Below are 10,982 nucleotides of genomic sequence, written 5' to 3' on the forward strand. Positions count from 1 at the left end.
ATCCACAGCACCTTGTCTATTGTAGCATTTTGTCCTTGGAGAGGGACTCTAATAACTACTACTTTATAATACGAGGAGGTTTATACATTATGAACGGTAAAAAAATTTTGTTTGGTGCAGCCTGTGACGGGCTGCTTTTGCTTTTGATGAGGGGCGCCTATTAAGTACCTTCGCAAATGTGGCAAACATCCCCATCGGGAGTTGTGCCCTTGATCAAGTTCGTGGATATGTTCTCCGGCATCGGCGGTTTCCGCGAGGGACTGACCCGTGCCGGAGGCTTTACATGCGTAGGGCACTGCGAAATCGACAAATACGCCAACCGCAGTTACAACGCCCTGTTTGACACGAAGGGAGAGTGGTTCATTGAAGATGCCCGAAAAGCCGACCCCAGCACCATGCCAGACTTCCAGCTGCTCTGCGGCGGATTTCCTTGCCAGACTTTCAGCATTGCAGGAACCCGAAAAGGATTCGGAGATCCACGCGGCACTCTCTTCTTTGAACTGGCCCGCCTGGCTGAAGCCCGGAAGCCTCCGTATCTGCTGTTTGAAAATGTACCCGGCCTGTTATCTCATGACGGAGGGCGGACATTTGCGACGATCCTTAACACGCTGGACCGACTGGGGTATGGTGTGGAATGGCAATGTCTTAACAGCAAAGATTTCGGCGTCCCCCAGTCAAGAAACCGCGTGTACATTATCGGATATCTTGATGAGCGATGTAGAGGAAAAGTATTTCCTTTCACCGAAACAGCAGGAAGTTCTCTTATTCAAACCCACGGTGGCCACCAAGGGGAGCGCGTCTACTCCCCCGAAGGATTAAGCTGTACGCTGGCTGCCAATCCGGGTGGCTTCGGTGGCAAAACCGGGCTGTATGAGGTGGGAGTGCCGATCCAGTGCGCCACAAAAACCGGCTACCAGATGGCACAGGTCGGTGACAGCATCGACCTGAGCTACGCCACAGTCAACAGTCGGCGCGGACGGGTTGGTAAAGAGATTGCGCATACACTTACAACGGGCTGCCAACAAGGCACTGTTGAAGTTCGCCCGGTCAAAAATCCCATCAAGTCAGACCTCGCCCGCAACACCGAACGCACCGGTAAGCCTGGCGCACCCATGCATACACTTACCACAAAAGACCGTCACGGTGTTCTGTACGAGGGGCGCATCCGCCGCCTGACGCCGCGCGAATGTCTGCGCCTGCAGGGCTGGGCAGATGACCGCATCGACACGGTGCTTGCCATTCAAAGCGATAATCAAGCCTACAAGCAGGCAGGCAACGGCGTGACGGTCAATGTGGTGGAAGCCATCGGGCGGCGCATTGCCAAGATGGACGCGGAACTGCGGGGTGAGGCGCTTGCCCCTTGATTTCCGTGACCAGTATTTTGGCTGTGAAATCGAACTGACCGGGATAAACCGTGCCACGGCAGCCCAAACGCTGGCAGACTTATTTGGCACCCGTGCCGAGCATTCCGGTGGTGGCTACGATGCCTACCGCGTCAAAGATTTGGACGGTAAAGAGTGGAAAATCGTCCGGGACGGCAGCATCCATCCCGAATGCCGTAGGCGGTCTGTTCTTATCGGGGAAACCTACAAGGTTGAACTGAACTCCCCCAAGCTTGAATACGGCGAGATGGAAAAGCTGCAGGAGGTTGTCCGTTCCTTACGCCGCGCAGGCGGCATCGTAAACGACAGCTGCGGAATGCACGTCCATGTGGATGCAAGCAAGCACACGCCGCAGAGCCTCAAAAATGTGCTGTCCATTATGTACTCAAAAGAGGATATTTTGTTTGCAGCTTTGAAAGTTAACCCTGCCCGCATTGATAGTTACTGTCAGGCGGTGGATGAGCCTATTCTGGAGGAAATCCGCAAGCTGCCCAGCGGCGCGAGTATGGATCAACTGAAAGATCGCTGGTATCAAGGGCGGGATGGGAGTGATTATCACTACCATTCGTCACGGTACAGGGCTTGCAATATGCATTCTGTATTCTATCACGGTACAATCGAATGGCGGTTGTTCAACTCCACGCTCCATGCGGGCGAAGCCAAAGCAAACATCATTCTGGCTATGGCAATCTCGGCGCAGGGCATCAACCAGAAGTACACGCAGTTCCGGAAAACGCCCATCGGGGATAATCCGGCGTTCACCTTCCGCACCTTTCTGCTGCGGCTGGGGCTGATCGGCCCGGAGTATAAGAATGTGCGGATGCATCTGCTGAAGAATCTTCCCGGTGACAAGGCGTGGCGGCACGACAAGTCGCTGTATCCCAGCAATCAACCACGGCTTCATACAGATGAGGTCAGATAAGGAGAAACCCAATGTCTCGAAAAGAATACTTTGCCTATGGTTCCAATCTGAATTTTGATCAGATGGTCTACCGCTGCCCGGAGGCAACCGTCGTAGGGATCGCCAAGCTGAATGGCTATGAGCTGGCATTCCGGCGCGGCTACTTGACGATTTTGCCCAAAGAGGACGCAAGCGTTGAGGGATTGATTTGGTCTGTCACCGACCATGACGAATCTCAGCTTGACTGTTACGAGGGCTACCCGACATTCTATGACAAGGAAACCGTGACGGTAATGGATGCAGATGGTACGCCGCACGAAATTATGGTTTACACGATGAACGCACCGTACCGCGACCAGCTTCTCCCGGTCAGCAGCCGCTACCATGCGGTTGTCATGCAGGGGTGTCTGGATGCCGGTATCTCTCCGCAGCAGTTCTATGATGCTGACGAAAAATACCGCAAAGCCTACAAGGCCAGAGCCGCGCCTACCCCTAAGAAACACGCTCCCGAACGCTAACCAAGCCCGCTGCAACCCGCAGCGGGCTTTTTCTTTTGCAACAAAAGGAGAACCAGTATGAAAAACAAACACAGAATAAAGCAGGGCTTGTCGCTGCTGTTGGCGGGTGGAATTGCGCTCACAAATCTGGGCGCAGCGCTGCCCGCTTTTGCGGAGGATGCCGCAGCCACGCCGGAGACAGCCGAAGCGGTCACCCCCGAAACTGCCGAAGCGGACACCACGGCACCAAACCTTGTGCAGATTACCGAGAATCTTTACAACGATCTGCCGGACGCGCCTACCGGCAGTTACCTTGGCAGCATGGGTCTGCCCGTGGCAACCGGCGAAACAAAAATCGGTATCTCCGCGTGGGTTTCCGACCTGTATGACGGCGTAGATGCCCATATGGATGCCGATGCGCTGAACGCAGATGAGAACACGGTCACAATCGGCAAAACTCCCGGTACAGACTATGCCGTTGTTCCACTGCTGGCGCAGGTCGAATACCCGGCAGACGGTGCGGTATCTGAAATCATACTGCCGGACGGTGTAGAGCTTTTAAGCTACCGCTCCACCGATTATGAGCCTATCCCGGCAGACGAGCAGGAGCAGGCTGAAATCCTGCACCAGACATACTCGGAGCAGTCGGCAGCAGCCACCGGCTTGTATGTGAAAGCCTCTGCCGACTTTACGGCGCAGCTGGTCTATACGGATTCGGACGGCAGTTCGCAGTCAAAATCTATCCATGTACAGATCAGCGAGGATGCCGCACCCACACAGATGTATGCCGACACCGGCGATGACGGCATTGCCGCCTATGCTGCAGGACCGACTCCGCCGTATGCCACTGGAAAAATCACAAGCATCGCCAAAGAGGGCGGCACATGGCTGATTTGGTTCAACGGTCAGGAAGCCTACTGCTGCAGCCACGGCCTGAACGGCCAGCCCAAGGGCTGCCCCACCTACAGCTTCTCTCATGTGTCCCGCCTTGAACCCGGCCAGTATACCCCCGGCAACCACTATGCAAACCAGGTCAACATCTGGGGCGGTCTTGGTCAGCTGAGTCTGGATATGCTGGATGACCGTCCTGTTGTGGCATGCCTTGAAGATGATCCTGAAGGCTGTGAAGAACAGCCGGACATCCTTGGCAGCCTTTACGATGAAACCCAGCAGTGGATCATGGAAAACTATCCCGACAGCTACGCGGCGCAGACCTATATTGCTGCTGCGGAAGAACTCGTAAACGGTACAGATGCGCAGTCCGGGGAAAACGGCTACTACACCTACATCTATAACCCGCCCGCAGGGTATGCGTGGCAGGTTGTGGCACTAGTCGGTGAAGAAATTACGGGCGGCACTGAGATCCCGGATGTGCCGAGTGTTCCGGAACCGAAGTACTATTCCGCTGCATGGACAGCTCCCGCCCAGACTGCCGGCGGCAGCTTTGATCTGACATTCACTGTCAACACCGACAAGTACCAGCTGAACACGCTGGAAAAGGTGGACGGCGCGGTCATTACCGTCACGCCCAGCCGGACCGGCGGCAGCGTGGACGGCGGCAGCTGGCAGATGAGTCCTGCCGGAGCGCAGACCATTACCACAAGCGGTCACACGCAGGATGACAGTTTTCACCTCAACGGCGGCGACGGTTCTGCCACATGGACGGTTCACTATGAGGTGTCCAAGACCAGCACCAGTACGCTCGGCGGGCAGGAAGGACCGTTCACCAGCCAAGCCGAAGCGGATGCTGCTGCCGAAGCTGCCAAGAACGCGGCCATTGGGCAGCTGCAGAACGAAGCGCAGGGCATGGTAGATGCCGCTATTGCCGCGGCGCGGGCGCAGCTTGCCAATATTACATTCAGCTATGACGAGGTCACCATCCCGCACGGCTTTGATTCCACGCCCGGTGCGCTGGGCAGCCACCAGACTATTACAGTTCCTGCAAATAGCAGCAACGACTACAAAATGCAGAACGATGAGTGGTCGGTAAAGGTCAGCATCGACAAAATCGACAGCGAAACCAAGCAGCGCATCAAGGGCGATGCCGAGTTTAAGATTTTTGCGTGGGACACCGTTCGGCAGTGCTATATCCCTAATGGTGGGTATAACCAATACAAAGTTGAGCGCCAGAGCAACGGCACTTACAAGGTCATCAACCATAGCAATTATGCCAATGGTTCGGACAATATTTATTACACCCAGCGCAACGAGGGCAAGTTTGTCATCGTGGAGAGCCGCGCACCCAGCGGGTACTACGGCGATTGGACGGATGTAACCAAACCCGGCACGGCAGGTTCTGTTCTCGGCAAGCGGGCGTATGCCTTTGAGATTACCAAAGCGCTGGACGGTCAGACGATTTGGCTGGGCAACGCGGATTATAACGCCGACATTACCACGGCCAACAGCGGCGGTACCCTCATCGACACCGGCGAGGGTGTGGTCACCATCACCTTTGGCAGCCGCAACGCAGATAAGACCTACGCCACAGACCCCACCGGAATTGCCAACAACGAAGATTCCTACACCATGTGCGCCAGCGCCGACAAGATGCAGAATGACCGCGTTCTCGGCAATATTCTGCTGACAAAAGTGGACTTGGACGCCGCGCGGTATTTGGCTGCGGGCTGCAACGGTGACACTACGCTGGAAGGTGCTGTGTACGATCTGTACGCCGCTGAGAATATCACGCAGCCGGACGGCGTGACCGGCATTGTGGACTACAGCAAAATCACCGATGCCAACGGACAACCTATCTGGCACACCACTGTCCTCACCAACGGCGGCTGGGACACCGATTACCTGCCCATTTTGCAGAAAGACCGGCTGGTAGCGTCTGCCAAAATCACAGACGGAAAGCTGGCTTTTGCCAACCTGTACATGGGCCGCTACTATCTGGTCGAGCGTGCCACCGGGCTGGTGCTGCCCATTGACGGCAACGGCAAACTGTACATTACCGGGAAGTATCCGCAGCTAAATAAGAAGCTGGAACGCACCGGCAAGTATGCAAATCTCGCTGTGGATAGCGGCGAATATAAGGATTACATCTACAAAAACCAGTATTCCGCTGTTTCCGAAAGCCGCAAGCTGGACGGCAGCAAGGCGTGGGATGGCTATTATCTTTCCTACGCGAAAGGTTACCTCTGCGATGAGGTCAACCACTACAAAACCCTGTCCTATGCGGATGAATCGACCTACCACATCCACACCGAGCAAGAAAGCCAAGACGAAGTGCTGAAATCCGGTTTTTCTCTGAACAAACTGGTATCGACCACAGGCCAGCCCTCCCCGGCACTGAAGCTGGAGGGTGCGGGCTTTACCGTTTATCGCATCTCTAAACTGAGCAAGGCGGCGCAGTTCAAGCAGAACCCGGACGGCAGCTACGATGCCGCCAGCATCCTATCTGCCTACCGCAAGGACAATTACGATAACGCCACACTAAAATACGATTTCACCGCCGAGGGACAAGCCATCGCCAATATGTTCGAGGGCAACACCGACACGGTCAACGCCTATAACACGACCTTGACCGCAGACGGCGACTACGCCAACGGCAGGGGCAACGGCTGGATGCCCACGGATCAGCCCGCCGAGTATAGGCTGGGAGAAATGTTCACGAACGATGAGGGCATCTTCCGCGTAGAAGGGCTGCCCTATGGGCAGTACCTTGTCGTCGAAACCACCATCCCCAAGGATGTGTTCCAGTGCGACCCGTTCATCGTGACAGTGGATGCCAACAGCCCGCAGAGCCGATTCACGATTCCTGCGGGCAGCGTCACCACCGCCAGCAACAATTATATGACTTTTAACGTGCTGGACGAGGAACTGGAAGGCTATTTGCAGCTTATCAAGACCGATACAGAAACCGGCAAGGCGGTCAAAATCGCCAACACCTCTTTTGCCTTGTACAAATTGGATGACAAGGGTAATAAGACCCGCATTTCCATGATCGACCCAGCCAACGGCAGCGCCACCAAGAAAACGGATGTGTTCTACACCGATGCAGACGGTCTTATGAAAACACCCGAAAAACTGCCGTTGGGCAGATACCTGATTGAGGAACTGCAAGGCCCGGAAGGGTACTATAACGATCCTGCCTACTCGGTAGAATTTGAAATCAAGTCCGACCGCGTCTGGCAGGTTGTGGGCAATGCCACCAACGACATGGATGAGTACATCGTCACGGAGAAATACTGCAACCACGAAACGCTCGGTCAGCTTACCATCCGAAAACAGGGCAATGTGCTGACCGACTACCAAGATGGTCAGTTCATCTACACGCAGGACGACCTTGCGGGCGCAGTGTACGAAATTCACGCTGCAGCCGACATTGCCACACCAGACCGCCAAGGCACCTACTGGTACAAAGACGGTGACCTCGTTGCAACCGTTACTACCGGCGCGGAGGGTCAGGTGGACGAGGTGAAATTCAGCCCCACCCGCACGCAGGCAACCTATGATTTCTTGAAAGTTTCCCATGATGGCACCAAAGGCGAAGTTACCGTGACCCTGCCGCTGGGTAAGTACACCATTACCGAGGTTCAAGCGCCGTATGGTTTTGTGCTGACCCAGCAGAGCTACACTGTGGAATTCGGCTGGGACAACCAGAAAAATGACATTGTGCTGGCAAAAACTATTGTCAGCCACGAGCAGGACGGCGACAAGGAATGTTCGTACAGCATTGTGAATGTCAAGGACGCCTCGAATGCCCACAAGAATGGGCAGACGCTTGTGTTTGAAAATGCCCGTGTGCTGCCTGTTCCCGAAAAGCCCGGCGATAAGGTCAGCAAAATCGGTGTAGGCATTTACAAGCAGGACCGAGAGGCGCTGACCTATCTGCCCGGTGCGGTGTATGAACTCTACACCGTGGATGACATTTATTCCGCGGACGGTACAAAGCTGCTGGACGCCGGTACAAAGCTGGCCACCAGTAGCACAACCAACGCCAGAGGCTTTACTTGGTTTGATGTGGACGTGCCGATTCGCGGCGAATATTACATTGACCCTGCAGGTCCGCGAAGCACCAGCCGCGAGAACAGCGGCAGATACCGCATTGTGGAAATCACCGCCCCTGCGGGTTACCTGCTGGACAGCACCCCTGTGGATGTAGAGTTCACCTATGAGGGACAACAAATCGCGTGGCAGGTCGTGGACGGAACAAACACAAATCTCCGTACCACCGTGGATATCTCTAAGCGGGACATCACCAACGGCAAGGAACTGCCCGGTGCAAAGCTGGAAATCCGCGATGCAGACGGCAGTCTGGTCGAGGGCTGGACCTCCGGCAAAGTGCCGCACACCGTGCGAGGTCTGGAACTTGAAAAAGAGTACACCCTGACGGAGAAACGTGCCCCGGACGGCTATGCCGAAGCCGAAAGCATCGTGTTCAAGCTGGTGCAGGAAGGTACAGAGCAGGTCAATGAGGTATATGTAAAATCCGACGATGATTGGGCAAAACTCGACAATGCCACAATCATCATGCAGGATGCGCCTGTGTTGGATATCGACAAAACGGACATTGCGGGTAATCTGCTGCCGGGTGCTACGCTGACGATCCGTGATGCTGGCGGCGAAGTTATTGACACTTGGGTGACAGACTACAAAACTCACCGTGTTCCCATCTCGGATGAATTTATCAAGCTGTCAGGCGAAACCAAGGAGTACATCTACACCCTGACCGAAGATGCCGCCCCGGCTGGCTTTGAAATTGCCGAATCAGTACAGTTCAAAGTACAGAAGGCAGACGAAAGTGTTTGTCTGTTCGTCCGCAAAAATGCCGATGCCGAATGGGTGCGCGCCGACAAACGCCTGATTCAGATGATTGACGAAGCTACACCCCGTGAGGACACGCCCACACCGACTCCGGCTCCCACACCGCAGCCGACGCCCGCTGCAACCCCGGCACCTACACCTGCGCCTACGCCGGTTATTACGCCGCATAAGGTGCAGACCCTCCCGCGGACGGGAGATGGTTTCCCACTGCTGGCTATTGTGGTCGTGTCTCTTGCGTCTGCGACAGGTATCGTGCTGCTGACCGTTAGGCAGAAAAATGCGCTGAAAGAAACTTCTGATGAGGAGGATGCCGATGAAAGTTCTGATCGTTGAACCCGGAAAATACCCCCGCGAAGCCGACATTGAACACACCCTTGAAGCCGAGCAGGCAGTTGTCGGCGGCACCATCGAGGCCGTGTACCCTTGGCGGGATAGCGCCTGTATCGTCTGTAATGCGTAGTTATATGTTATGTGTAGCATAATTGACATCTCCTTTCGTACCTCCTGATTTCATTTGTATTTTAGCCGGTAGCTTTTTGTGATACTCTACATAATGTAGAGACACAATGCTCTGCAAATAACATCAGGAGGTTTTATAATGTCTGAAGCAACAATACCAATCAAGGAATTGATGGAAAAGACCGAGCAATGGCTACTCGGTCAGGGTTACAAGAAAAGTACTCTTGGGTTTTATAGAGCTACATGGAACAGATTTCTTTCGTATTCAGCCTCTCCCGCTTATAGCCGTGAAACTGCAGAGCAGTTTTTGCTTCAATACTTCGGAGTCGATGTCCACGCTATAGATCAGACTCTTGACGGTCGAATGCGCCATGCACGGCGTCACATGAATGCATTGGACGAGATTTTTCGCACGGGAACAGTGTGCCGCCGTAAAGTTTATGGCGTTGCTTCTATTGATGACGATTGTTTCGATAAGTTTTTTTCCGACTACTTGAGTTATTGCAAAATGCAGAATTTTTCGAGATCGTGGATGGACAACACAATAGCAGCATTGAGGCTTTTCTTGCTTGCTGTTCATTCATCAAACACACAGAACATCAAAAGCATAAATGCGGAGACTATCAACTGTTTTTCCACGGCTATGAGCAATGCTTCAGAAATATGCATGAATGTTCGTAGAGCAAGATGCCGACAAGTTGGTGCTTACCTGCACTGGCTTTATGACCACAAATATACGGATTTGGATTATTCCCTTCAACTCCCAAACTTCAAACGCACTGCACCCCAGATTCCACAGGTATGGAGTCCTGAAGAAATCGACAAGATTCTTGCAGTCATCGATACTGCCAATCCAGTTGGAAGGCGGAATTACGCGATTTTTCTGCTTCTTGCAAGAACAGGGTTAAGGATAAGCGACGTTTTGGGACTCAAATTTTCAAATATTAACTGGAAGGAAAACTGCATTTCACTTTCTCAGCAGAAGACAGGGAACGCCTTGAGTCTGCCACTCAGCAAAGAGCTAGGTATGGCGATTATTTCTTATTTGCAAGATGGCCGCCCACAGTCCTCCTCGGCTTTTATCTTTCTGAGCCATAACGCACCGTTTCAGCCATTGGGTGAGCATAACAATTTCAATCCGGAATTTCATAAGTATTTACGCAGAGCAGGGATTGCTATCCCAACAAAGAGGCACACAGGCGTACACACTATCCGCCATTCGTTTGCCACAAATATGCTGAGAAAAGGCACTCCGGTGCAGGATGTGTCCCAAATCCTCGGTCACAGTAACATCAGTGTAACAGAAACCTACTTGCGGGTCGATATTGAACATATGCGGTTATGTTCGCTGAGTTTGGAGGGATTACTATGAAACAATTTACTTTCACAAGCCAGCTTGCGCCAATAATATGGAAATATCTGGAATCTCGACAAAATGAGGGATATACCTCCGTGCATTGCGGCTATTATATGCAGGAACTGGACTGCCTTTCAAAGGAACTCTCGGATGCCCCCGTGGTGACAAAAGAGCTTATTGACGCATGGGATTTATTAAAGCCATATCTTTCAAACCGTTCGAAAATAGTCAGACATAATGCGATACGCGCTTTTGCAAAATTTGCATACACGCAGGACGGAATCTCCTATGTCCCGGATACCAGCAAACTAAAGAACAGTTCGACTTTTACCCCGCATATATTTACTGTTGAAGAAATACGGCGATTATTATATGCAGCAGATAATCTGCCGGTCAGGAATAATGCGCCAACAAGGCATCTGGTCATACCTGCTGTTATCCGGCTTTTATATTGCTGTGGTTTTCGTATAGGTGAGGTGCTCCGGCTAAGAGTGAAGGATGTCGATTTGGATACAGGCATTATTACTGTACACAACGGGAAAGACTAACTATTAAAAGTCAAGCCCCAAAACAAAATTTTCGAGAGAAATTTTAAGGTGGTGAAAATTGGTATAGCA

At 53.0% G+C, this 10,982-nt stretch carries 7 protein-coding genes; all 7 read left to right on the plus strand.

The window, feature by feature from the left end; translation table 11 throughout:
• Positions 1 to 209: 209 nt before the first annotated feature.
• The 7 genes from dcm (at position 210) to GPK89_RS03805 (ending at position 10,913) form a co-directional block, all read left to right on the plus strand.
• Positions 210 to 1,364, plus strand: a complete 1,155-nt coding sequence (dcm, locus tag GPK89_RS03775) for a DNA (cytosine-5-)-methyltransferase (RefSeq protein ID WP_430750592.1) — start codon at positions 210 to 212, stop codon at positions 1,362 to 1,364.
• Positions 1,354 to 2,304: an amidoligase family protein gene (locus GPK89_RS03780; RefSeq protein ID WP_215691657.1), complete on the plus strand. Its 951-nt coding sequence runs from the start codon at positions 1,354 to 1,356 to the stop codon at positions 2,302 to 2,304. The genes dcm and GPK89_RS03780 overlap by 11 nt, the downstream gene beginning before the upstream one ends.
• A gap of 11 nt (positions 2,305 to 2,315) precedes the next feature.
• Complete coding sequence (locus tag GPK89_RS03785; RefSeq protein WP_215691658.1) at positions 2,316 to 2,801, plus strand: gamma-glutamylcyclotransferase family protein; 486 nt, start codon at positions 2,316 to 2,318, stop codon at positions 2,799 to 2,801.
• 57 nt (positions 2,802 to 2,858) lie between these two features.
• Positions 2,859 to 8,882, plus strand: a complete 6,024-nt coding sequence (locus GPK89_RS03790; protein ID WP_215691659.1) for a prealbumin-like fold domain-containing protein — start codon at positions 2,859 to 2,861, stop codon at positions 8,880 to 8,882.
• Positions 8,863 to 9,009, plus strand: a complete 147-nt coding sequence (locus tag GPK89_RS03795; RefSeq protein ID WP_242979478.1) for a DUF3846 domain-containing protein — start codon at positions 8,863 to 8,865, stop codon at positions 9,007 to 9,009. Before GPK89_RS03790 ends, GPK89_RS03795 begins: the two co-directional genes overlap by 20 nt.
• A gap of 138 nt (positions 9,010 to 9,147) precedes the next feature.
• Positions 9,148 to 10,380: a site-specific integrase gene (locus GPK89_RS03800; protein WP_113999127.1), complete on the plus strand. Its 1,233-nt coding sequence runs from the start codon at positions 9,148 to 9,150 to the stop codon at positions 10,378 to 10,380.
• Complete coding sequence (locus GPK89_RS03805) at positions 10,377 to 10,913, plus strand: tyrosine-type recombinase/integrase (protein WP_275951421.1); 537 nt, start codon at positions 10,377 to 10,379, stop codon at positions 10,911 to 10,913. Before GPK89_RS03800 ends, GPK89_RS03805 begins: the two co-directional genes overlap by 4 nt.
• Positions 10,914 to 10,982 lie beyond the last annotated feature (69 nt).

The sequence above is a fragment of the Gemmiger formicilis genome (genome assembly GCF_018784445.1).
In the GTDB taxonomy this organism is placed as follows: domain Bacteria; phylum Bacillota; class Clostridia; order Oscillospirales; family Ruminococcaceae; genus Gemmiger.